Here is a 20,509-nt window from a genome sequence, read left to right on the forward strand (position 1 = left end):
CCGGCCCGCGAAGCTTGTTCGGCAGACCTATTCGGCGGCCTGCAGGTTCACGCCGCTCTCAGCCATCTGCGTGAGCTTCTTGTCCGTGGCTTCCTCTTCCTTGAGGTTCTTCGTCAATACCGAGGCGCAGTCGGAACGGCCGAGTTCCTTCGCCCAGGCGATCAGCGTGCCGTAGCGGGTGATCTCGTAATGCTCGACAGCCTGCGCGGCGGCGATCAGGGCGGCGTCGAGCACTTTCTTGTCGGCAACGTCGGCTGCCACCTCGTCGGCCTCCTCCAGGATACCGTCGATCGCCGGGCAGTTCACTTCCTTGGCCTTGACACCGTGCATCTCGAACACCTCCTCGACGCGGGCGATCTGCCCCCTCGTCTCGGCGAGATGCTGCTCGAAGCCGGCCTTCAATCGCGGATTAGTCGCCTTGTCGATCATCTTAGGCAACGCTTTCTCGATTTCCTTCTCGGCGTAGTAGATGTCGCGCAGGGTATGCACGAAGAGGTCGTCGAGCGAAGCGATGTCTTTCGAGAAAAAGCCCATGGCTCTGTCCCTTTCCTGTTCTGATTGCTGCTGAGGCGGTCAGGGAGGTGCCCTCGCTGCACCTGGCCTAGCCGGTCGCCCGGCTGCCTTGCCAACGCCCGGCGGGCATGGCGGTTCCGTGCCCGCCGGATTTCTTCCCGCCGGCGGCGGGGCTTCCGTAACGGGACCCGAAACCAAAGCAGGGATCGGCGTCATCGTTGCGAAACCGATGTGGTGTGAAAGTCACATCAGGGCAAAAGCGGGCATTCGGCAACAAAATACCTCGCCAAAACCGCATTTCGACCATGAAGCAACTGATTTTCGGGCGGACGTTAACATGTCATTCACGGAGGATTCACGATCGCCGGCTAACATGCCGGATCAATCGGACGGGACATCCGAGGGACAGGGATCGACGAAAATGGCTATCTGGACACGCCTGACGACGTGCGCCTTCGCGGTTCGCGAATTCATCGCGCCGACCTATCGGCCGGAGCGGCACTACATGCGCGGCCCGGGCCCCGCTTGTGCCCGACGCCGCGGCGTCGAGACGTTGCACTCGCCCGCTTCGTTTCGTGAGCGCTCGGCCGGAATGCGCCGGCAGGGCTCGATCGGCTGACGACTGGCGAAGCTAGCTGCCGGCCACCGGCCTCCTCGCTATCTTCGGCGCGGCGGCCTTGGCCCTTTCGGCCTCGCCCCGTTTCTTTCGCCCGAAATGTGGCGATCCTCCCGATCAGCGCCTCGGGGACCGGCTCCGCCAGCGGAAAGCGCATCGTCCCCTTCTCCACCTCATACGGCGTTAGTTCGTTCCTGAAAGCCGCGACCAGCGCTTCCGCCGGATAGAGCGAATAGTGCTTCTTCCAGCCCGAGAAGTAGATCACGCTCCGGGCCTTCCACCTTGTAGACTGGGATCTGATACGAGATCACCTCCTCGGCCGCCGGCAAGGCCTTGCAAATGGCTGCCCGTACGCGCGCCAGCACGGTCTTTGCGGATAGTCGTCCACGGACTTGAAGTCGGCCTTCGCCATTCGTTCCTCCCGAACCTGAGAGATGATCGCCTGCCTGCGATCAATGCGAATCCCCGCAAGGCTGCGACGCCGACGCCGCTTGCGCAAGGCGCGGCCACCACTACGTTGATGACGAAGCAGGGGGCCGAAATGCCCGAAGACGAAAAACTGGCGAACATCCTGCCGGCGGAACTCGGCGGTCGGCCACTGATCGTCTTCGACGGCGCCTGCGTGCTCTGTTCAGGCTTCGCCCGCCTGGTGGCGCGGTTGGATCGGCCGCAGCGCTTCCGGTTCGCCACGGCACAATCGCCGCTCGGCGAAAGCCTGTTCCGGCACTTCGGCCTGCCGACGGACGTCTATGAGACCAATCTCGTGCTGATCGGCGGCGTCGGCTACTTGCGCATGGACAGCCTCGTCGCCGTCATGCGCGAGCTCGGCTGGCCGTGGAAGGCGGCCACCGCGCTGAACCTGCTGCCGCGCCGCTCACGCGACTGGCTCTATGCGCGGATCGCGGCGAACCGCTACGCCCTGTTCGGCCGAAAGGAGAGCTGCGACGTCCCCTCGCCCGGGCTGCGAAGCCGACTGATCGGTTGAGATCGGGGCGCTGTCTCGCCCTGATTTCTGCGGGGCGGATCGAGGCACTCGAACGAAGCCGGCCGAACTGAAGCCTACCGCAGCATGCGCGAGATGAGCTGCGCGGTGTAGTCGACCATCGGCACGATGCGCGCATAGTTGAGCCGCGTCGGGCCGATGACGCCGAGCGCACCGACGACGCGCGCGTCCTTGTCGCGGTAGGGCGCCACCACCAGCGACGAGCCGGACAGCGAGAACAGCTTGTTCTCCGAGCCGATGAAGATGCGCACGCCCGATCCAGCCTCGGCAAGGTCGAGCAGCTGGATCATGCCGTCCTGCGTCTCGAGGTCGTCGAACAGGTGCTTGAGCAGGTCGAGGTCGGCCTGCGCGGTCACGCTTTCGAGCAGGTTGGCGCGGCCGCGCACGATGAGACGCGCCGGCAGGCCGCTCTCGGCGCCCGCCCAGACGGCAAGCCCCTTCTCCACCAGCTGCTGCGACAGCGTGTCGAGCGCGGCCCGCGTCTCCTGCTTGATGCGCTCGATATCGGCGCGCGCCTCGCCCAGCGTGCGCCCGCGGATATGGGCATTGAGGAAGTTGGTCGCCTCCTGGAGCTGCGAGATCGTGACGCCGAGGGGCAGGTCAACAACGCGGTTCTCGACGTCGCCGTTCTGCGACACCATGATGGCCAGGGCCCGCTCCGGCTCGAGCTGAATGAACTCGATATGCTTCAGCGGCGTCTCGTGCTTGGCCGTCAGCACCAGGCCGGCGCCGCGCGAAACGCCGGACAGCATCTGGCTTGCATCGGTCAGCATCTGCTCGATCGACATCCCTTCGCCCGACGCCTTGATCTGCGAATCGATCGACCGCCGCTCGTCCTCGGTGAGGTCGCCAAGCTCGAGGAACGCGTCGACGAAGAAGCGCAGTCCCTTCTGGGTCGGCAGCCGGCCAGCCGAAATATGCGGCGCATAGATCAGGCCGAGCTGTTCGAGGTCGCTCATGACGTTGCGCACGGTGGCGGGCGACAGCGTCGCCGGCAGCATGCGTGACAGGCTGCGCGAGCCGAGCGGCTCGCCGTCGAGCAGATAGGAATCGACGATGCGCCGGAAAATGTCGCGCGAGCGCGCGTCGAGCGATTGCAGCGTCGGATCGGCAACAGGCTTGTTCATGGCGTCGGCTACTCCATGACAGAGCATATAGTCGGCACGCCCGCGAACACAATTCCAAGTGAAGGGCGATCCACCGCATGGACGCAAGGGCCCGGCGGCACTACCTTCCGGCTGTCATGGACACCGCGCCCACACCGTTCCGACCGCCCGCGCCGACGCCGCGCACGCGGCCGCCTTCCATGCTGGAGATGATCCGCATCATCTACCGCAACCCGCTGGAGCTGTGGGGCGAGCCCTCCTACAACGAGCCGTGGATCGTCGTGAACGGCGTCGGCGGCCCTCTGGTGATCGCCAATGACCCCGGCCTGATCCGCCACGTGCTGGTTGACAACGCGAAGAACTACAAGCTCGCCACCGTACGCCAGAAGGTGCTGCGGCCGATCCTGCGCGACGGCCTGCTGACGGCGGAAGGCCAGGTGTGGAAGCGCTCGCGCAAGGCGATGGCGCCGGTGTTCACGCCGCGCCATATCTTCGGTTTCGCGCAACCGATGCTGCGGCGTACGCTGGCCTTCGCCGAGCGCTACGAGCAGGAGGACGGCACCGTCGACGTCTCCCAGGACATGACGATGCTCACCTTCGACATCATGGCCGAGACGCTGTTCTCCGACGAGATCGCCGGCGAGCCCGGCAGTTTCGGCAACCACATCGAGCATCTGTTCGAGACGATGGGGCGGGTCGACCCGCTCGACATCCTGCGCGCGCCGGATTGGCTGCCGCGCTTCACCCATATCCGCGGCCGCCGCGTTATGGCCTATTTCCGCAAGATCGTCACCGACACGGTGGCAATGCGCATCGAGCGCATGCAGAAGAACCCGAACGACGTGCCCGAGGATTTTTTGACGCTGCTCCTGCGCGCCGAAGGCAAGGACGGCCTGACCCGCCAGGAGGTCGAGGACAACATCATCACCTTCATCGGCGCCGGCCACGAGACGACGGCGAGGGCACTCGGCTGGACGATCTACTGTCTTGCCGAGGCGCCGTGGGAGCGGGCGCCGATCGAGGCCGAGATCGACGCGGTGCTGGAGAGCGAGCCCGACCCGACGAAATGGCTTGAGCGTATGCCACTGACGCGGGCGGCCTTCGAGGAGACGATGCGGCTCTATCCGCCGGCGCCGTCGATCAACCGCGAGCCGATCGAGCCCGAAACCTACAAGACGCTGAAGATCCCGGCGCGCGCGCAGGTGCTGGTCATGCCCTGGGTTGTGCACCGCCACCGCAAGCTGTGGGACGACCCCAACGCCTTCCTGCCCTCGCGCTTCCATCCGGACAACCGCGAAAAGATCGACCGCTTCCAGTACCTGCCTTTCGGCGCCGGTCCGCGCATCTGCATCGGCGCGGCCTTCGCCATGCAGGAGGCGGTGATCGCGCTCGCGGTGCTTCTGTCGCGCTTCCGCTTCGACAGCGTCGCCGAGACGAAGCCCTGGCCGGTGCAGAAGCTGACGACACAGCCGCAGGGCGGGCTACCGATGCGGGTGACGCGGCGCTGAGGCGCGACCGCAGGCGCATCGGCATCGATTTGGATGCGCCAACGCGGCGCAGCTGTGCTATCGTCGATGAGCTCTCCAGGGGACGGCGCAATGGCTCTCGAACAGCTCAAGGCCCAGATCGCGCTGCTGATGCAGCAGATGGTGAACCAGCCCGAGGACGCCTACGAGGTGCACGAGCAGGTGCGCGAAAAGCTCACCGAGTACCGCGCGCTCGGCATGCCGCTGCCGCAGGATCTGGTGGATCTGGAGCGGCGGCTGGACGAGGCGGGATATTGAGGCCTACCGCCGCGTGCCGTTGAGCACCATGTCGAACTGCACGACGTTGGAATAGATCGGCGTGCCGACATCCATGCCGTAGGGCGAGCGGTAGATCGACCCGGTGACGTGGAAGGAGATCGAGCCGCCACTCAACCGGCGCAGCGTCGCGTCGAACTGAGCCTTGCGCGCTTTCCCCCTCGCCGTCAGCACGCCGTCGATCCGCGCCGCATCCTCGCCGATGCGCTTCACCGCGGTCGAGCGGAAGGTGATTTCCGGATGGTTCGCCACGTCGAAGACGGCGTCCGAGCGCAGAAAGTTCTCCATGCGCGCCTCATTGGCATGCACGCTTTTGGGATAGAGCGTGATCGTCACGCTCGACTTCGCTATGTCCTGCCCATCGATGCGAAAGGCGCCGCTATAAGCGCCGAAGCTGCCCCTGATGCCGCCGCCGCCCGCCTGGTCGACGCTGAAGCGGATCGACGAGGTCTTGTCGATGCGATAGCGGCCGGCTGCCTCGGTAAGGGCGTCGGCGGAGGCCGGAGGGGCCCAGGCCGCCAGCGAGGCCAGGACGGGCCAGATGGCGGCCGCGGGACGAACTCGAAACAGGTCACGCATCATCGCTCTCCGTCGTGGTTTGCCGAGCGGCCAGCCTGCGCGGCGAAAGGATCGGCAGCATTCGCGCAAGCACGTCGTCGCGCAGCAGAAGGTGGTGTCTGAGCGCGGCGCCTGCATGCGCCGCCGCGAGCAGAATGGTCGCCCAGGCGAGAAAGCCGTGCATCTGCCGCCAGAACGCCTCGGCCTGCTCGGACGGCACGAGCGGCAGGTGCGGGATCAGCACCAGCTTGAAGGCAAGCGTGGGGACGCCCAGCGTCGACGTGGAGGCCAATGCCCAGCCCGCGAGCGGCACGGCGATCGTGGCGGCAAGCAACAGAGCCTGCACGATCGCCGCCGACGCTCTTTCGACCGGCGACAGGGCCGGCGACGGCCGTGGCCTGCCGGCTCCCAGACGCCAGCCCAAGCGCAGCACCGCCAGCCCGAGGATGAGAAAACCGAAGGACTTGTGCCACTGGATAAGCTCGAACTGGAGCGCCATGCCCTTCACCCTGGTCATAGACAGCCCAAGCGCGAACTGGCCGAGGAACAGCAGTGCGATCGTCCAGTGCAGCAGCACGGCAATGGTCCCGAACGTTTCTTTCCTGTCGTGGCGCATATGTCCGAGGGGCGGCTGACTTCGTTGATGCTAACGGTTCCGCCGACCTGGTTCTTCCGGCGGTCGAGGTAACCTGGCCCGCAGACCGGACGCTCCTGCCCTCTTTCCGCCGGTGGCCCGGCCGTGGCATAAGCCGCGGCTCACCGCGAAAGCGAGTTTGGGAGTAGCATCATGACCCTTGCCGGTTTCATCGCCTATAGCGGCGCGCTGGCGCTCGCGGCCGCCATCCCGGGGCCGGGCATCACAGCACTGGTCGCCCGCGCACTCGGCTCGGGCTTCCGCTCGTCGCTGATCATGTCGCTCGGCCTGGTCGTCGGCGACCTGGTCTACCTGACAGCCGTCGTCCTCGGCCTCGCCCTCGTGGCCCAGACCTTCGGTGCGGTGTTCCTGGTCATCAAATGGCTCGGCATCGCCTACCTCGCCTGGCTGGCCTGGACCTTCTGGACGAGCGGCATCACGGCAGAGAAGGTGGAGGCGCGCAAGGGCGAAGGCGGCGCGGTCGGCGCTTTCCTGGCCGGGCTGGCGGTCACCCTCGGCAATCCGAAGACCATGGTCTTCTATCTCGCCATCACGCCCACCCTGCTCGACCTGAAGACGATCACGATAGCCGACTATGGCATCCTGGCAGCGCTGACCGTCGTCGTGCTGCTAGTGGTGCTGGTGCCTTATCTAGCGCTCGCCGCGCAGGCGCGCTGGCTCCTGCGCACGCCGCGGGCGCTGAAAGCGCTGAACCGCACCGCCGCCGGCTTCATGGCGGGCGCGGCGCTGGCGATCGCGGCGCGGCAGTAGGCCGGCCCGGTCAACCCGAGGCCGCCCGGCTTCGATGAAGGACGTGACCACCGACCTGGTGTCGGCGCTGGAGACAACCGGCACGATCTCCATGGTCACGCCCGTTCCGCGCCAGTGCAGAATCCACTGCTGAAACAGCTTCGGATCGTCGCATCGCATGAGCTGGAAGCAACGCGCGAAATTGGCTTCGACCCAACTGTCGACGAACTCCAGGCCGTCGGGAAGGCCGCGCTCGCTCTCGCGAAAGCGCTCGTAGACCGGAACCATGTCGTTGTTGTCGAAGCGCTCGATAACCATGAAGAGCATTCGTTCTCGCTTTCGTCCCTGCCGCCGAAGAGCTTTGCGCCGAAGCCGGTTGCCGCAGCCGTTTTGTTCCGGTCGCGGGTCTCGGCACACGGTCCAATCTCGGCTATCTTCCCTGCCAAAAGCAATCAGGACCTCGATGATGAGCCAGCCGACCACCTCCACGCATGTCCCCGGCCGCGGGCGCATCTTCAACTCCATCACCGAGACGATCGGCGACACTCCGCTGGTCCGCCTCGACAAATTCGCCAGGGAGAAGGGCGTCGGCGCCAATATTCTCGCCAAGCTGGAGTTCTTCAACCCCATCGCCAGCGTCAAGGATCGCATCGGCGTAGCCATGATCGAGGCGCTGGAGGCAGAAGGCCGCATCACCCCCGGCAGGACCACGCTGATCGAGCCGACCTCGGGTAATACCGGCATCGCCCTCGCCTTCGCAGCCGCCGCCAAGGGCTACAAGCTGATCCTCACCATGCCGGAGACGATGTCGCTGGAGCGCCGCAAGATGCTGGCGCTGCTCGGCGCCGAGCTGGTGCTGACCGAAGGCCCCAAGGGCATGAAGGGCGCCATCGCCAAGGCCGACGAGCTGGCCGCCACGCTGCCCGACGCAGTCATCCCGCAGCAGTTCGAGAACCCGGCCAATCCGGAGATCCACCGCACGACGACGGCCGAGGAGATCTGGAACGACACGCAGGGCGGCGTCGACATCCTTATTTCCGGCATCGGCACCGGCGGCACCATCACCGGCGTCGGCCAGGTTATCAAGCAGCGCAAACCGTCGCTGCATGTGGTGGCGGTCGAGCCCGAGGCCTCGCCGGTGCTTTCGGGCGGCCAGCCGGGGCCGCACAAGATTCAGGGCATCGGCGCCGGCTTCGCGCCGAAAATCCTCGACACGTCGATCTATGACGAGATCGTCACAGTCTCCAACGACGATGCGGTCGCCAATGCGCGGCTGGTTGCAAAACTGGAAGGCGTGCCGGTCGGCATCTCTTCAGGAGCGGCCCTGCAAGCGGCGGTCGTGGTCGGCTCGCGTCCGGAGAATGCCGGCAAGAATATCGTCGTGATCATCCCCTCCTTCGCCGAGCGCTATCTGTCGACGATCCTGTTCGAAGGGCTGGCGGGATAAACCCGCCCCTGACGGGGACACCAAGAGAGCAGGCGACGGCGGTCGCTTCAGAAACGCCCAGAAGCCCCGACGCTGCCGAGCTTCTCACGGTTGGCATCGCGGAAGGACGTCAGACGTCCAGATTCGCCACCGAAAGCGCGTTGTCCTGGATGAATTCGCGGCGCGGCTCGACTTCGTCGCCCATCAGGCGCGAGAACAGCGAGTCGGCGTCGGTGGCGTCGGGGACCTGAACCCGGAGCAGCGACCGCACGTTTGGGTCGAGCGTGGTCTCCCACAACTGCTCGGCATTCATTTCGCCGAGACCTTTGTAGCGCTGCATTGTGAGGCCCTTGCGGCCGGAGCTGAACACGGCGTCGAGCAGCGACAGCGGCCCGGAAATCGTCTCCGACGTCTCCTTGCGGCGCAGTACCGGCGGGGCGGCATAGACCTCGCCGAGACGGCCGGCATGGCGGTCGAGCGCCCGCGCGTCGGCCGAGTTGATCAGCGCCATGTCGAGCGTCACCGCGTCCTTCACTCCGCGCAGCATGCGCTCGAACACATAGCCGCCGGAGCCGTCATTGGCGGTGGAGATGCGGCCCGTCCAGCCGCGCTCGATATCCTCGGCGACGGCGTCGAGACGAGCCGCCACGGCGTCCGCCACGGCAGCGGCACGGCCGAGGTCGTCGAATATCTCGGGCTTCAGCGCACCGGCGATCGCCGCCTGCTCGACCACCGGGCGGCTGTAGCGCGTGTGCAGGCCGTTGATCAGACCGCGTACGGCAAGCGCGTCGTCGATGACGGCGCGCAGGTCGCCGCCGGTACGGACCTCACCGGACGACAGCGTCAGCGAGGCCTCTTCGATGCCTGACTGGACCAGAAATTCCTCATAGGCGCTCTCGTCCTTGAGGTATTGCGAGCTCTTGCCGCGCGTCACCTTGTAGAGCGGCGGCTGCGCTATGTAGAGGTGGCCGCGCTCGATCAGCTCCGGCATCTGCCGGAAGAAGAAGGTGAGCAGCAGCGTGCGGATATGGGCGCCGTCGACGTCGGCGTCCGTCATGATGATGATCTTGTGGTAGCGCAGCTTGTCGGCGTTGAACTCGTCCTTGCCGATCGAGGTGCCGAGCGCGGTGATCAGCGTGCCGATCATGTCGGAGGACAGCATGCGGTCGAAACGCGCCCGCTCGACGTTGAGGATTTTTCCGCGCAGCGGCAGGATCGCCTGGTTCTGGCGCGAGCGGCCGCTCTTGGCCGAGCCGCCGGCCGAGTCGCCCTCGACGATGAAGATTTCCGACTTGGCCGGGTCGCGCTCCTGGCAGTCGGCGAGCTTGCCGGGAAGCGAGGTGATGTCGAGGACGCCCTTGCGGCGCGTCAGCTCGCGCGCCTTGCGCGCCGCCTCGCGCGCGGCGGCCGCCTCGACCACTTTTCCGACCAGCACCTTCGCTTCGGAAGGATGCTCCTCCAGCCACGTGCCGAGCGCCTCGTTTACCAGGCTCTCGACCACCGGGCGGACTTCGGACGAAACCAGCTTGTCCTTGGTCTGCGAGGAGAATTTCGGGTCGGGCACCTTCACCGAGAGCACCGCGGTCAGACCCTCACGGCAGTCGTCGCCGGTGAGCGAGACCTTCTCCTTCTTGGCGATACCGGAACCTTCGGCGTAGCCGGTCACCTGCCTGGTCAGCGCGCCGCGGAAGCCCGCGAGATGGGTGCCGCCGTCGCGCTGCGGAATGTTGTTGGTGAAGGCCAGCACGTTCTCGTGGTAGCTGTCGTTCCACCACATGGCGACCTCGACGGCGATGCCGTCGCGCTCGGCGCGGATGGCGATCGGCGAGGCGATCAGCGGCTTCTTGGCGCGGTCGAGATATTTGACGAACTCTTCGAGGCCGCCTTCGTAGCGCAGCTCGATCTGCTTGACGTCGGCGTGGCGGCGGTCGGTCAGCACGATGCGTACGCCGGAGTTCAGGAAGGCGAGCTCGCGCAGCCGGTGCTCCAGCGTGCCGTAGTCGAACTCGACCATGGAGAAGGTTCCGGTCGAGGGCAGGAAGGTCACTTCCGTGCCGGTCTCGGCGCCGGCCCCGCCAGTGACCGCCAGCGGCGCGTCGGGCACACCGTGGGTGAAGCTCATCTCGTGGATCTCGCCCTTGCGGCGGATCTTGAGCTTGAGCCACACCGACAGCGCGTTGACCACCGAGACGCCGACGCCATGCAGGCCGCCCGACACCTTGTAGGAATTCTGGTCGAACTTCCCGCCGGCATGAAGCTGCGTCATGATCACCTCGGCCGCCGAGACGCCTTCCGAGGGATGCAGGTCGGTCGGGATGCCACGGCCGTTGTCGGTGACGGTGCAGGAGCCGTCGGGATTGAGCGTGACAGTCACGAGCGTGGCGTGGCCGGCCAGCGCCTCGTCGATCGCGTTGTCCACCACCTCGTAGACCATGTGGTGCAGGCCCGAGCCGTCGTCGGTATCGCCGATATACATGCCCGGCCGCTTGCGCACGGCGTCCAGGCCCTTCAGGACCTTGATGGAATCCGCCCCGTACTCGGCGGCGCCGCCGTTGCCGTTCTCGGTCTCGTCGTTCATGAAGAGCTTTCGTGTCTATGTCGTCGGAAGGCGCGGACAATCACCCGATTCGCGTGCCGCAGAGATGAGTTAGATATAGGCGTTCGTGGCCCTTTTTCCAAATCCGCCGTCAGGTGGAAAACCGGCGCCGGAGTACCGTCATTTTCGCGCGTTGTCGAGTTTTGGCCATCCCGTCGGGGCGACCATGCGGAGCGGGCATCTGCCCATGCCACTGTGGCGCGGTCATAGCGCCTGGCCGGCCGGCGGCGGGATATCCGGGGAAATGCTTTGCGCGGCGGCGCAGGCGGCGGTACAAGCCGCGAACGAATCCGTGAGTTCCAGGAGTCCCGATGCGCCCGTCCAAGCGACAGTTCGACGAAATGCGTCCGATCTCCTTCGAGCGCAACGTCTCCAAGCATGCCGAGGGCTCGTGCCTAGTCAAGTTCGGCGACACTCATGTCTTGTGCACGGCGAGCCTCGAGGAGAAGGTACCCGGCTGGATGCGCAACAGCGGCCGCGGCTGGGTGACGGCCGAATACGGGATGCTGCCGCGCGCCACAGGCGACCGCACCCGCCGCGAGGCCTCGACCGGCAAGCAGGGCGGCCGCACGCTGGAGATCCAGCGGCTGATCGGCCGCAGCCTGCGCGCCGTCGTCGACCTGCAGGCGCTGGGCGAGATGCAGATCACCGTCGACTGCGACGTGCTGCAGGCCGACGGCGGCACGCGCACCGCCTCCATCACCGGCGGCTGGGTGGCGCTCTACGACTGCCTCCGCTGGATGGAGGCGCGCCAGATGACCACCGTCTCCAAGGTGCTCAGGGACCACGTCGCCGCCATCTCCTGCGGCATTTACGAGGGCCAGCCGGTGCTCGACCTCGACTATCTCGAGGATTCCTCCGCCGGCACCGACGCCAATTTCGTCATGACCGGCAAGGGCGGCATCGTTGAGATCCAGGGCACCGCCGAAGGCGTTCCCTTCAGCGAGGAGGAGTTTTCTGCGCTGATGGCGCTCGCCCGCAAGGGCATTTCCCGGCTGGTGAGCCTGCAGCAGATGGCGGTCTCATGACCCCCTCAGCAATCCTCGAATCGGCGCTCTACGTCACCGACCTCGAGGCGGCGGAGGCCTTCTATGGCGGCGTGCTCGGCCTGCCGGTGATCGCCAAGGTCGAGGACAGGCATGTGTTCTTCCGCTGCGGTACCGGCGTGCTGCTTCTGTTCGTCGCCGAGGCGACGAAGGTGCCGCCCGCGCCGGACGCCAAGCTGCCCGTGCCGCCGCATGGCACCGTCGGAGAGGGCCATCTCTGCTTTGCAGCGGCCGGCGACGAGATCGACCGCTGGAAGCGGCATCTCGAAGGCCGCGGCGTCGTGGTCGAGACCGAGTTCGAATGGCCGAGCGGCGGCCGATCGATCTATTTTCGCGATCCGTCCGGCAATTCGCTGGAATTCGCCGAACCGAAGATATGGGGGCTGTGATGCGCCAGCTCACGGAAAGAAAGCTCGTGGTCGCCAGCCACAACGGTGGCAAGCTGCGCGAGTTCGCCGACCTGATGGGACCTTTCGGCATCGAGGCGAAATCGGCCAAGGAGTACGGCCTGCCCGAGCCGGACGAGACCGGCACCACCTTCGAGGAAAACGCCTACATAAAAGCCTTCGCGGCGGCCAAGGCGACCGGCCTGCCGGCACTGTCGGACGATTCCGGTCTGTGCATCGACGCGCTCGGCGGCCAGCCGGGGGTCTATACCGCCAACTGGGCCGAGACGCCGGAGGGAGGCCGCGACTTCGGCATCGCCATGCAGCGCGCCGAGGTCGCCATGCAGGAGGTCGGCGCGGTCGAGCCGGCGCAGCGCACCGGCCGCTTCGTTGCGGTGATCTGCATCGCCTGGCCGGATGGCCACGCCGAATATTTCCGCGGCGAGGCGGCAGGCCATCTCGTCTGGCCACCGCGCGGCGACAAGGGGTTCGGCTACGACCCGGTGTTCATGCCGGACGGCCATGATCTCACTTTCGGCGAGATGAGCGCTGAACAAAAGCACGGCTGGAAGCCGGGACAGGCGGAGGCCCTGTCGCACCGGGCGCGCGCCTTCCAGAAGTTCGCCCGTGCCATGCTGGGATCGGCCTGACCGGTATGCCGCTCGCTGGAGAGCCCGGTTTCGGCGTCTACGTCCATTGGCCCTTCTGCGCGGCCAAATGCCCTTATTGCGACTTCAACAGCCATGTCCGCCACCAGTCGGTCGACCAGCCGCGGTTTGCCGCGGCGTTCGAGCGCGAGATGGCGGCGATGCGCGCCCGCACCGGTTCGCGCACCGTCACCAGCATCTTCCTCGGCGGTGGCACGCCGTCGCTGATGCGGCCGGAAACGGTTGGCGCCGTGCTGGAGGCGGTGGCAAGGCACTGGAGCGTGCCGGACGGCATCGAGATCACGCTCGAGGCCAATCCCTCCTCGGTCGAGGCGGAACGCTTCCGCGGTTACCGCGCCGCCGGCGTCAACCGCGTGTCGCTCGGCGTCCAGGCGCTGAACGACGCCGACCTGCGCTTCCTCGGCCGGCTGCATGATGTCGAGGAGGCGCTGAAGGCGATCGGACTGGCCCGCGACATCTTTCCGAGGCTCTCCTTCGACCTGATCTATGCCCGGCCGGGACAGACGCTCGCCGCCTGGGAGGCGGAGCTCGAACAGGCGATCGGCTATGCGGCCGACCACCTCTCTCTCTACCAGCTCACCATCGAGGAAGGCACGCGCTTCCATGCGCTGCATGCGGCAGGCAAGATCGCCATTCCGGACGGCGATCATGCCGCCGACCTCTACGACCTCACGCAGGCGGTGACTGCGGCGCGCGGCCTGCCGGCCTACGAGATCTCCAACCACGCGCGGCCCGGTGCCGAGAGCCGGCACAACCTCGTCTACTGGCGCTACGGCGAATATGTCGGCATCGGGCCCGGCGCGCATGGCCGTTTCGTCGAGGAAGGCCGCCGCGTCGTCACCGTCACCGAAAAGACTCCGGAAACCTGGCTGAACCTGGTCGAGGCGAAGGGGCACGGCATTGTCGACGGCGAGATATTGAGCCGATCCGAGGAAGCCGACGAGTTTTTGCTGATGGGTCTGCGGCTGGCCGAGGGGATCGAACTCGACCGCTACGAACACCTCTCCGGGCAGGAGCTGTCACGCGAACGCCTGGCGGTCCTGCAGGGCGAGGGATTGGTGGCGCCGATCGGCAATTCGCGCCTGCGCGTCACGCCCGCCGGCATGGTGGTGCTCAACGCCGTGGTGGCCGATCTGGCGCGGTAGGTGGCTGGGCGGTCATGAGGAACGTACTGTTCGTTTGCAGCCAGAACCGCCTGCGAAGCCCGACCGCGGAGCAGATGTTTTCGACCCGGCGGGATATCGAGGTCGCATCGGCGGGCACCAACAACGACGCGGACAATCCATTGACGCATGAGCTTGTCTCGTGGGCCGATATCCTATTCGTCATGGAGCGGTCGCATCGCAACAAGCTCCAAAAGAGGTTCAAGGCAAGTTTGAAGTCGGCGCGCGTGATCTGCCTGAACATTCCCGACGAATACGAACTCATGGACCCGGAATTGATCCGCTTGATCGAAGCGCGCGTCCTGCCTCACCTCGGTGTGGATATGAAGGAGGTCGACAGCAGATGAACTCTCTCGCGACCACCTGGCAGTTCTGGGCGGTCCTCTCGGCCGTGTTCGCAGCGCTCACCGCCATCTTCGCCAAGGTCGGCGTGAGCGGCGTCAATCCCGACTATGCGACGCTGGTGCGCACCATCGTCATCCTGCTGCTGGTGGCGGGGATCGTGGCGGCCACCGGGCAGTGGCAGCCGCCGGCGACGGTCGGTGGGCGCACCTGGCTGTTCCTGGTGCTTTCCGGACTGGCGACAGGCGCGTCGTGGCTCTGCTATTTCCGCGCCCTGAAGCTCGGCGACGCCGCCAGGGTCGCGCCGCTCGACAAGCTAAGCGTCGTTCTTGTCGCGGTCTTCGCGGCGGCCTTTCTCGGTGAGCGCCTCACCCTTGCCAACTGGCTTGGCGTTCTTCTGATCGCTGGCGGCGCGGTTCTTTTGGCCTACCGCGCCTGAGCGACGGGCGGCGTTTTCGATCCGCCCGATCAGTCCGTCGAAACGCAGCGGCACCGGATCAGCGGCCTTTCTTCTCGGCGGCGATGGCGCGGGCAAGCCGCTCGCGGCACGCCTCCAGCCGGGCCCTCACGTCGGCCGCGGAAATTGCCGTCTTCTCGCCCGGCACGGCGTCGGCCTGCTTGCGCACAGCCTGCGTTTTCGCCTGCTTGCCGCCGGCATAGTAGGGGGTAAAAGCGTCCTGGATCTGCAGCGAATCCATCACATCCTCCTCAGGCCGCCGTCAACGCGCATGGGAAGACTTCGTTCCGCCACCTCGGCGAAATTACGGCGACGAAACGAGTTTCTTTGCCATTTGCCGGCGCGGCATGGCACAAGGCGCCGGAATGGAGTCTTGGGGCGTGAAGGACAGTCTCGACAAGCGCGTTTTCGTCGTCGGCCAGGCCGAGATCGCGGCACGACCGCTCGAACAGGCGCTCTATCTGGTTGCCACCCCGATCGGCAATCTCGGCGACATCACGCTGCGGGCTCTGGAGACCCTGGCGGCCGCGGACGTGCTCGCCTGCGAGGACACGCGCGTCACCCGCGTCCTGCTCGAGCGCTACGGCATGCGCCGGCGCACCACCGCCTATCATGAGCACAATGCCGCCGAGGCGGGACCGCGCCTGCTCGAGGCGCTGGCCGCCGGCAGAAGCGTCGCGCTGGTCTCGGATGCCGGCACGCCGCTGGTCTCCGATCCGGGCTTCCGGCTGGTCGGGGAGGCGCTGAAGGCGGGGGTCCGCGTCGTCCCCATTCCCGGCCCGTCGGCGGTGCTGGCCGCGCTGACGGCGTCCGGCCTGCCCTCCGACACCTTCCTGTTCGCCGGTTTCCTGCCGGTCAAGGACGGTCAGCGCCGTACGCGGCTGGAGGAGTTGAAGGCGGTCCCGGCGACGCTGGTCTTCTTCGAATCGCCTCGCAGGCTGGCCGATACGTTGGCAGCGATGGCCGAGGTGCTGGGGGACCGCGCCGCAGCGGTCGGCCGCGAGTTGACCAAGACGTTCGAAGAGATGCGTACCGGCAGCCTGCCGGAACTGGCGGAAAACTATGCCGCCGCCGACACGCCGAAAGGCGAGATCGTGGTGTGTGTCGCCCCGCCCGCCGAGCGGGAAGCTGCCGATGCGGGAGAGGTCGACCGGTTGCTGCTGGCGCTCGCCGCCGAGATGCCGGCCTCCAAGGCCGCCGCCGAGGCGGCGCGCATGACCGGCGCCCGCAAGCCCGACCTCTACCGCCGGCTGATGGAACTCAGGGCGGATGCGGACGGATGAGGCCCGCTTTCGGCTGAAGGCCTACCGGCGCGGGCACCGCGGCGAGTGGCTGGCGGCGCTCGCGCTGATGGCGAAGGGGTTCCGCATCGTCGCGCGCCGTTACCGCACCAAGCTCGGCGAGATCGACCTGATCGCCAGGCGCGGAGACCTCGTGCTGATCGTGGAGGTCAAGGCGCGGCCGACGCTGATCGAGGCCATGGATGCGCTTTCGCGCGAGTCGGAGCGCCGCATCGAGGGCGCCGCCGACCTGTGGCTCTCCAGGCAGCGCGATTTCGGCCGCCTGTCGATCCGCTTCGACATGGTGGCGGTGCTGCCATGGCGCTGGCCGGTGCATGTGGAAAACGTGTTCTTCGGCAGGAACTAGTTTCGCAAAAAACGCCGCTTGCGCGCACTTCGCCAACCAATCACTCTTGTCTCCTGCACAGCCAGAGGGAGCAAGAACCATGTGCCATCATTGCGTCATCGACGCCGTAAAATCCGACATGCTGAGCCGCCGCAGCTTCTTCAGGGGCGGGCTGGCCGCGGCAGCGGGCGCCGCGCTTGCCGTCGCCGCCCCGCCGGCGCCTTTGTTCGCGGCCGAGACCCCGACCAAGGCCGAGGATCTTACGCACGAACTCTACGACACCTTCCCGACCTATTTCGGCGGACAGCAGCTTTTCTATGACAAGAAGTTCGACTTTGCGAAGGATACCTTCAACCTCTACGAACTGCGCGTGAGCGAGCATACCGGCACGCATATCGACGCGCCGCTGCATTTCACCGCCGACGGCAAGTCGGTCGCAGAACTGCCGGTGGAGGATCTGATCGCGCCGCTGGTGGTGATCGACATCGCCGCCAAGGCGGCCGAGAACGCGGATGCGCAAGTGACCCCCGACGACATCAAGGCCTGGGTCGACAAGAACGGCGATCTGCCGGCCGGTGCGGTCGTGGCCATGCATTCCGGCTGGGGCGCGCATCTCGGCACCGAAAAATTCCGCAACGCCAGCGCCGACGGCAAGAGCCTGCATTTTCCCGGCTTCCATGTCGAGGCGGCGCAGTATCTGATCGAGCAGCCGTCGATCAAGGCGATCGCGGTGGACACGCTGTCGCTCGATTTCGGCGCCTCGCCGGACTTCATCGTCCACAAGACCTGGCTGTCGTCCGGCCGCTACGGCATCGAGGGCGTCGCCAATCTCGGCAATGTTCCGGCCAAGGGTGCGACCATCGTCGTCGGTGCGCCGAAGGTGCGCGGCGGCACCGGCGGTCCGGCGCGGATTTTCGCGCTGGTTTGAGGGGAAAATAGCCCCTCCCGGCAGATATCCACGCGCAAGGAGAAGCGGCCCGCGGGCCTGGTGGGCGGCCGAACCTCTCGCCGTTCCCGGCCCGCGGGACGGAGCGTCGCAGTGGCGCAACGCCGCAAGGACTGCACCCTCCCGGCCGAATAGGCTATGGTGCAGCAACCAAAGCGAGAGGACCTGCCGTGACCCACCGGCCGAGGACCATAGCCGCTCGATCGAGGTATTCATCCGTACAGGCGACGGCCGGACCCGACCCAGCGCGATCCGGCCGGGTCCGCTTCGTGGGAGGCGCGGCATGTTCGGCCTGACGGCACTGGAATTGGCGCGCATCCAGTTCGGCTTCACCATCTCCTTCCACATCATATTCCCGGCCATCACCATCGGGCTGGCGAGCTACCTCGCCGTGCTGGAAGGCCTTTGGCTGTGGAAGCGCGACACGGTCTACCGCGACCTCTACCATTTCTGGTCGAAGATCTTTGCCGTCAACTTCGCCATGGGCGTGGTCTCGGGCCTCGTCATGGCGTATCAGTTCGGCACCAACTGGAGCTATTTCTCGGCCTTCGCTGGCAGTGTCACCGGTCCGCTGCTCGCCTATGAGGTGCTGACCGCCTTCTTCCTCGAGGCAGGCTTCCTCGGGGTCATGCTGTTCGGCTGGAACCGTGTCGGGCCGGGGCTGCACTTCTTTTCCACCATCATGGTGGCCCTGGGCACGCTGATCTCGGCCACCTGGATCCTCGCCTCCAACAGTTGGATGCAGACGCCGCAGGGTTTCGAGATCGTCGACGGCATCGTGGTGCCGGTGAACTGGTTCGAGGTGATCTTCAACCCCTCCTTCCCCTATCGCCTCGCCCACATGACCATCGCCGCCTACCTGTCGACGGCGCTGTTTGTCGGCGCTTCGGCCGCATGGCACCTGCTGCGCGGCAACGACAACGACCGCGTTCGCACTATGCTGTCGATGGCGATGTGGATGCTGCTGGTCACAGCGCCGATCCAGGTCGTCGTCGGCGACCTGCACGGCCTCAACACCCTGGAGCACCAGCCGGCCAAGATCGCGGCGCTGGAAGGCCATTGGGAGAACACGCCGGGCGAGGCCGTGCCGCTCAACCTGTTCGGCTGGCCCGACATGGAGGCCGAGACGACGCGCTTCGCCGTGCAGGTGCCTCATCTCGGCAGCCTGATCCTGACCCATAGCTGGGACGGCCAGGTTCCCGCCTTGAAGGACTTCCCGCCCGAGGACCGGCCAAACTCCACCATCGTCTTCTGGACCTTCCGCATCATGGTCGGCATGGGCCTGCTGATGCTTTTGCTCGGCGGCTGGGCGCTATTGCAGCGCTGGCGCGGCGTCCTGTACCGGTCGCGGCCCTTCCTGCATTTCGCCACCTGGATGGGCCCGGCCGGGCTGATCGCCATCCTCGCCGGCTGGTACACGACCGAGATCGGCCGCCAGCCCTGGATCGTCTACGGCGTTATGCGCACCCGAGATGCGGTGTCCAATCATTCGGCGCTGACCATGAGCGTCACCCTCGTCATCTTCGTGGTCGCCTATCTTTTCATATTCGGCATCGGCACGCGCTACATGCTGAAGCTGGTCGGCAAGGGACCCGAGACCGGCGAGGACGAGCCGACCGGCGGCAGCAGCAGCGCCGCGCGGCCCGCCCGCCCGCTTTCTGCCGCGCCCGACCATCCCGACGCGACCGAACAGGCGAGGAGCTAGATCATGGGCATCGATCTTCCGGTGATCTGGGCCGTCATCATCGGCTTCGGCCTGATGATGTATGTCGTCATGGACGGGTTTGATCTCGGCATCGGCATCCTGTTCCCGTTCGTCGGCGAGCGCGACGACCGCGACGTCATGGTCAACACCGTGGCGCCGGTCTGGGACGGCAACGAGACCTGGCTCGTGCTGGGCGGCGCCGGGCTTCTGGCGGCGTTCCCCCTGGCCTATTCGGTGATCCTCAGCGCGCTCTATCTGCCTCTGGTGCTGATGCTGCTCGGGCTTATCTGGCGCGGCGTCGCCTTCGAGTTCCGCTTCAAGGCCGACGAGCACCACAAGCGCTACTGGGACTGGGCCTTCGCCGGCGGCTCCTATCTCGCCACCTTCTTCCAGGGCGTATCGCTCGGTGCCTTTCTCAACGGCTTTCCGATGCAGAACGGCGCCTATGTGGGCGGCGCGCTCGACTGGATTACGCCCTTCGGCCTGTTCACCGGACTGGGACTGCTGGTCGCCTATGCGCTGCTCGGCTGCACCTGGCTGATCATCAAGACCGAGGGGGCGCTGCATGAGCGCATGGTGGCGCTGGCGCGGCCGATCACCATCGCGCTGGTCGTCGTCATCGGCCTGGTCAGCCTGTGGACGCCGCTCGCCCATCCCGCGATCGCCGAGCGCTGGTTCACCTTCCCCAACATCGTCTTCTTCTCGCCGGTGCCGATCCTGGTGCTGGCCAGCGCCTGGGCGATCCTCCACAGCCTCGGCCGGACGCCGCATGTCGCGCCCTTCGTGCTGGCGCTGTTCCTGCTGTTCCTCGGCTACAGCGGGCTCGCCATCAGCCTTTGGCCCAACATCATCCCGCCCGAAGTTTCCATTCGTGAGGCCGCGGCGCCGCCGCAGAGCATGGGCTTCGCGCTGGTCGGGGCACTGTTCATCATCCCGATCATCCTCGCCTACACCGCCTGGTCTTATTACGTCTTCCGCGGCAAGGTGAAGGCCGGCGAAGGCTACCACTGATGGCTGCCCCCTCGCCTGCGCCGGATTCCTGGCTGAAGCGGATCGGCTGGCTGGTGCTGATCTGGACGGCGAGCGTGCTGGCACTCGGGCTGGTGGCGCTCGCCTTCCGCCTGATCATGAATCTTGCGGGGCTGACAGTATAAGGGTTGGTGCCG

At 66.3% G+C, this 20,509-nt stretch carries 25 protein-coding genes; 18 read left to right on the plus strand and 7 right to left on the minus strand.

All coding sequences use genetic code 11. The annotated features are described in order from the left end of the window. Positions 1-27: 27 nt before the first annotated feature. Positions 28-534, minus strand: coding sequence for a YciE/YciF ferroxidase family protein (locus tag AC5JDC_RS00970; RefSeq protein WP_495838296.1), 507 nt, complete (start codon positions 532-534; stop codon positions 28-30). Between the two features lie 400 nt (positions 535-934). Between AC5JDC_RS00970 and AC5JDC_RS00975 the strand changes: the two genes are divergently transcribed. After that, a complete protein-coding gene (locus tag AC5JDC_RS00975) occupies positions 935-1,132 on the plus strand; it encodes a hypothetical protein (RefSeq protein ID WP_106770978.1) in 198 nt (65 codons plus the stop codon). A 538-nt stretch (positions 1,133-1,670) separates the two neighbouring features. Further along, positions 1,671-2,114 carry a thiol-disulfide oxidoreductase DCC family protein gene (locus AC5JDC_RS00980; protein WP_495838298.1) on the plus strand — a complete coding sequence of 148 codons (444 nt, stop codon included), beginning with the start codon at positions 1,671-1,673 and terminating at the stop codon, positions 2,112-2,114. A gap of 74 nt (positions 2,115-2,188) precedes the next feature. On the opposite strand, the gene hrcA is transcribed toward AC5JDC_RS00980, so the two are convergent. After that, on the minus strand, positions 2,189-3,259 hold the full coding sequence (gene hrcA / locus AC5JDC_RS00985) for a heat-inducible transcriptional repressor HrcA (protein ID WP_495838301.1): 1,071 nt from the start codon (positions 3,257-3,259) through the stop codon (positions 2,189-2,191). 116 nt (positions 3,260-3,375) lie between these two features. Between hrcA and AC5JDC_RS00990 the strand changes: the two genes are divergently transcribed. Then, positions 3,376-4,746 (plus strand): cytochrome P450, encoded by a 1,371-nt coding sequence (locus AC5JDC_RS00990; protein ID WP_495838510.1) that lies wholly within the window; start codon positions 3,376-3,378, stop codon positions 4,744-4,746. Between the two features lie 90 nt (positions 4,747-4,836). Continuing rightward, the gene (locus AC5JDC_RS00995) at positions 4,837-5,022 is read left to right on the plus strand and encodes a hypothetical protein (RefSeq protein ID WP_106770822.1); all 186 of its coding nucleotides are present in this window, start codon (positions 4,837-4,839) and stop codon (positions 5,020-5,022) included. Between the two features lie 3 nt (positions 5,023-5,025). On the opposite strand, the gene AC5JDC_RS01000 is transcribed toward AC5JDC_RS00995, so the two are convergent. Both AC5JDC_RS01000 and AC5JDC_RS01005 read right to left on the minus strand, forming a co-directional pair. After that, complete coding sequence (locus AC5JDC_RS01000) at positions 5,026-5,619, minus strand: YceI family protein (protein WP_495838303.1); 594 nt, start codon at positions 5,617-5,619, stop codon at positions 5,026-5,028. Then, entirely contained in the window at positions 5,612-6,214 is a 603-nt protein-coding gene (locus AC5JDC_RS01005; protein ID WP_495838305.1) for a cytochrome b, read from the minus strand. Before AC5JDC_RS01005 ends, AC5JDC_RS01000 begins: the two co-directional genes overlap by 8 nt. A 171-nt stretch (positions 6,215-6,385) precedes the next feature. Here AC5JDC_RS01005 and AC5JDC_RS01010 point away from each other — a divergent pair, with 171 nt between their 5' ends. Beyond that, complete coding sequence (locus AC5JDC_RS01010; RefSeq protein ID WP_106770819.1) at positions 6,386-7,003, plus strand: LysE family translocator; 618 nt, start codon at positions 6,386-6,388, stop codon at positions 7,001-7,003. On the opposite strand, the gene AC5JDC_RS01015 is transcribed toward AC5JDC_RS01010, so the two are convergent. Continuing rightward, positions 6,884-7,471 (minus strand): DUF3303 domain-containing protein, encoded by a 588-nt coding sequence (locus AC5JDC_RS01015; protein ID WP_495838308.1) that lies wholly within the window; start codon positions 7,469-7,471, stop codon positions 6,884-6,886. The two genes, AC5JDC_RS01010 and AC5JDC_RS01015, sit on opposite strands and share 120 nt — an antisense overlap. On the opposite strand from AC5JDC_RS01015, the gene cysK reads away from it, so the two are divergent. Next, the gene (gene cysK / locus AC5JDC_RS01020; protein WP_495838310.1) at positions 7,449-8,429 is read left to right on the plus strand and encodes a cysteine synthase A; all 981 of its coding nucleotides are present in this window, start codon (positions 7,449-7,451) and stop codon (positions 8,427-8,429) included. The genes AC5JDC_RS01015 and cysK overlap by 23 nt on opposite strands. A gap of 109 nt (positions 8,430-8,538) precedes the next feature. Here cysK and gyrB read toward each other — a convergent pair whose 3' ends face one another. Continuing rightward, positions 8,539-10,986, minus strand: coding sequence for a DNA topoisomerase (ATP-hydrolyzing) subunit B (gene gyrB / locus AC5JDC_RS01025; RefSeq protein WP_495838312.1), 2,448 nt, complete (start codon positions 10,984-10,986; stop codon positions 8,539-8,541). Positions 10,987-11,315: 329 nt separating this feature from the next. Between gyrB and rph the strand changes: the two genes are divergently transcribed. Genes rph through AC5JDC_RS01055 form a run of 6 tightly spaced genes read left to right on the plus strand, consistent with a single transcriptional unit; the run spans position 11,316 to position 15,048 of the window. Beyond that, the gene (gene rph, locus AC5JDC_RS01030) at positions 11,316-12,032 is read left to right on the plus strand and encodes a ribonuclease PH (RefSeq protein WP_495838314.1); all 717 of its coding nucleotides are present in this window, start codon (positions 11,316-11,318) and stop codon (positions 12,030-12,032) included. Beyond that, a complete protein-coding gene (locus AC5JDC_RS01035; RefSeq protein ID WP_495838316.1) occupies positions 12,029-12,439 on the plus strand; it encodes a VOC family protein in 411 nt (136 codons plus the stop codon). Before rph ends, AC5JDC_RS01035 begins: the two co-directional genes overlap by 4 nt. After that, positions 12,439-13,086 (plus strand): RdgB/HAM1 family non-canonical purine NTP pyrophosphatase, encoded by a 648-nt coding sequence (gene rdgB / locus AC5JDC_RS01040; protein ID WP_106770814.1) that lies wholly within the window; start codon positions 12,439-12,441, stop codon positions 13,084-13,086. Before AC5JDC_RS01035 ends, rdgB begins: the two co-directional genes overlap by 1 nt. A gap of 5 nt (positions 13,087-13,091) precedes the next feature. After that, positions 13,092-14,249 (plus strand): radical SAM family heme chaperone HemW, encoded by a 1,158-nt coding sequence (gene hemW / locus AC5JDC_RS01045; RefSeq protein ID WP_495838319.1) that lies wholly within the window; start codon positions 13,092-13,094, stop codon positions 14,247-14,249. 14 nt (positions 14,250-14,263) lie between these two features. Then, complete coding sequence (locus AC5JDC_RS01050; RefSeq protein ID WP_495838321.1) at positions 14,264-14,614, plus strand: low molecular weight protein tyrosine phosphatase family protein; 351 nt, start codon at positions 14,264-14,266, stop codon at positions 14,612-14,614. Then, a complete protein-coding gene (locus AC5JDC_RS01055) occupies positions 14,611-15,048 on the plus strand; it encodes an EamA family transporter (protein ID WP_495838323.1) in 438 nt (145 codons plus the stop codon). Before AC5JDC_RS01050 ends, AC5JDC_RS01055 begins: the two co-directional genes overlap by 4 nt. 58 nt (positions 15,049-15,106) lie before the next feature. Here AC5JDC_RS01055 and AC5JDC_RS01060 read toward each other — a convergent pair whose 3' ends face one another. Further along, positions 15,107-15,307: a hypothetical protein gene (locus AC5JDC_RS01060; RefSeq protein ID WP_495838325.1), complete on the minus strand. Its 201-nt coding sequence runs from the start codon at positions 15,305-15,307 to the stop codon at positions 15,107-15,109. Between the two features lie 124 nt (positions 15,308-15,431). Here AC5JDC_RS01060 and rsmI point away from each other — a divergent pair, with 124 nt between their 5' ends. From rsmI to AC5JDC_RS01090, 6 genes are all read left to right on the plus strand, one after another. Next, complete coding sequence (rsmI, locus tag AC5JDC_RS01065) at positions 15,432-16,349, plus strand: 16S rRNA (cytidine(1402)-2'-O)-methyltransferase (RefSeq protein ID WP_495838327.1); 918 nt, start codon at positions 15,432-15,434, stop codon at positions 16,347-16,349. Beyond that, complete coding sequence (locus tag AC5JDC_RS01070) at positions 16,336-16,713, plus strand: YraN family protein (RefSeq protein WP_495838329.1); 378 nt, start codon at positions 16,336-16,338, stop codon at positions 16,711-16,713. The genes rsmI and AC5JDC_RS01070 overlap by 14 nt, the downstream gene beginning before the upstream one ends. A gap of 79 nt (positions 16,714-16,792) precedes the next feature. Beyond that, positions 16,793-17,620 (plus strand): cyclase family protein, encoded by an 828-nt coding sequence (locus tag AC5JDC_RS01075; protein WP_106770807.1) that lies wholly within the window; start codon positions 16,793-16,795, stop codon positions 17,618-17,620. A gap of 301 nt (positions 17,621-17,921) precedes the next feature. Next, positions 17,922-19,343 (plus strand): cytochrome ubiquinol oxidase subunit I, encoded by a 1,422-nt coding sequence (locus AC5JDC_RS01080; protein ID WP_495838331.1) that lies wholly within the window; start codon positions 17,922-17,924, stop codon positions 19,341-19,343. Positions 19,344-19,346: 3 nt separating this feature from the next. After that, entirely contained in the window at positions 19,347-20,354 is a 1,008-nt protein-coding gene (gene cydB / locus AC5JDC_RS01085; RefSeq protein WP_495838333.1) for a cytochrome d ubiquinol oxidase subunit II, read from the plus strand. Continuing rightward, entirely contained in the window at positions 20,354-20,497 is a 144-nt protein-coding gene (locus AC5JDC_RS01090; protein ID WP_106770804.1) for a DUF2474 domain-containing protein, read from the plus strand. Before cydB ends, AC5JDC_RS01090 begins: the two co-directional genes overlap by 1 nt. Positions 20,498-20,509 lie beyond the last annotated feature (12 nt).

The sequence above is a fragment of the Kumtagia sp. genome (genome assembly GCF_059502445.1).

What these genes read in the sequence shown, in the direction of transcription:
- AC5JDC_RS00970 (WP_495838296.1), bottom strand. Translation starts at nt 534, where the DNA reads ATGGGCTTTTTCTCGAAAGACATCGCTTCGCTCGACGACCTCTTCGTG.
- AC5JDC_RS00975 (WP_106770978.1), top strand. Translation starts at nt 935, where the DNA reads ATGGCTATCTGGACACGCCTGACGACGTGCGCCTTCGCGGTTCGCGAA.
- AC5JDC_RS00980 (WP_495838298.1), top strand. Translation starts at nt 1,671, where the DNA reads ATGCCCGAAGACGAAAAACTGGCGAACATCCTGCCGGCGGAACTCGGC.
- hrcA (WP_495838301.1), bottom strand. Translation starts at nt 3,259, where the DNA reads ATGAACAAGCCTGTTGCCGATCCGACGCTGCAATCGCTCGACGCGCGC.
- AC5JDC_RS00990 (WP_495838510.1), top strand. Translation starts at nt 3,376, where the DNA reads ATGGACACCGCGCCCACACCGTTCCGACCGCCCGCGCCGACGCCGCGC.
- AC5JDC_RS00995 (WP_106770822.1), top strand. Translation starts at nt 4,837, where the DNA reads ATGGCTCTCGAACAGCTCAAGGCCCAGATCGCGCTGCTGATGCAGCAG.
- AC5JDC_RS01000 (WP_495838303.1), bottom strand. Translation starts at nt 5,619, where the DNA reads ATGCGTGACCTGTTTCGAGTTCGTCCCGCGGCCGCCATCTGGCCCGTC.
- AC5JDC_RS01005 (WP_495838305.1), bottom strand. Translation starts at nt 6,214, where the DNA reads ATGCGCCACGACAGGAAAGAAACGTTCGGGACCATTGCCGTGCTGCTG.
- AC5JDC_RS01010 (WP_106770819.1), top strand. Translation starts at nt 6,386, where the DNA reads ATGACCCTTGCCGGTTTCATCGCCTATAGCGGCGCGCTGGCGCTCGCG.
- cysK (WP_495838310.1), top strand. Translation starts at nt 7,449, where the DNA reads ATGAGCCAGCCGACCACCTCCACGCATGTCCCCGGCCGCGGGCGCATC.
- gyrB (WP_495838312.1), bottom strand. Translation starts at nt 10,986, where the DNA reads ATGAACGACGAGACCGAGAACGGCAACGGCGGCGCCGCCGAGTACGGG.
- rph (WP_495838314.1), top strand. Translation starts at nt 11,316, where the DNA reads ATGCGCCCGTCCAAGCGACAGTTCGACGAAATGCGTCCGATCTCCTTC.
- AC5JDC_RS01035 (WP_495838316.1), top strand. Translation starts at nt 12,029, where the DNA reads ATGACCCCCTCAGCAATCCTCGAATCGGCGCTCTACGTCACCGACCTC.
- rdgB (WP_106770814.1), top strand. Translation starts at nt 12,439, where the DNA reads ATGCGCCAGCTCACGGAAAGAAAGCTCGTGGTCGCCAGCCACAACGGT.
- hemW (WP_495838319.1), top strand. Translation starts at nt 13,092, where the DNA reads ATGCCGCTCGCTGGAGAGCCCGGTTTCGGCGTCTACGTCCATTGGCCC.
- AC5JDC_RS01050 (WP_495838321.1), top strand. Translation starts at nt 14,264, where the DNA reads ATGAGGAACGTACTGTTCGTTTGCAGCCAGAACCGCCTGCGAAGCCCG.
- AC5JDC_RS01055 (WP_495838323.1), top strand. Translation starts at nt 14,611, where the DNA reads ATGAACTCTCTCGCGACCACCTGGCAGTTCTGGGCGGTCCTCTCGGCC.
- AC5JDC_RS01060 (WP_495838325.1), bottom strand. Translation starts at nt 15,307, where the DNA reads ATGGATTCGCTGCAGATCCAGGACGCTTTTACCCCCTACTATGCCGGC.
- rsmI (WP_495838327.1), top strand. Translation starts at nt 15,432, where the DNA reads ATGGAGTCTTGGGGCGTGAAGGACAGTCTCGACAAGCGCGTTTTCGTC.
- AC5JDC_RS01070 (WP_495838329.1), top strand. Translation starts at nt 16,336, where the DNA reads ATGCGGACGGATGAGGCCCGCTTTCGGCTGAAGGCCTACCGGCGCGGG.
- AC5JDC_RS01075 (WP_106770807.1), top strand. Translation starts at nt 16,793, where the DNA reads ATGTGCCATCATTGCGTCATCGACGCCGTAAAATCCGACATGCTGAGC.
- AC5JDC_RS01080 (WP_495838331.1), top strand. Translation starts at nt 17,922, where the DNA reads ATGTTCGGCCTGACGGCACTGGAATTGGCGCGCATCCAGTTCGGCTTC.
- cydB (WP_495838333.1), top strand. Translation starts at nt 19,347, where the DNA reads ATGGGCATCGATCTTCCGGTGATCTGGGCCGTCATCATCGGCTTCGGC.
- AC5JDC_RS01090 (WP_106770804.1), top strand. Translation starts at nt 20,354, where the DNA reads ATGGCTGCCCCCTCGCCTGCGCCGGATTCCTGGCTGAAGCGGATCGGC.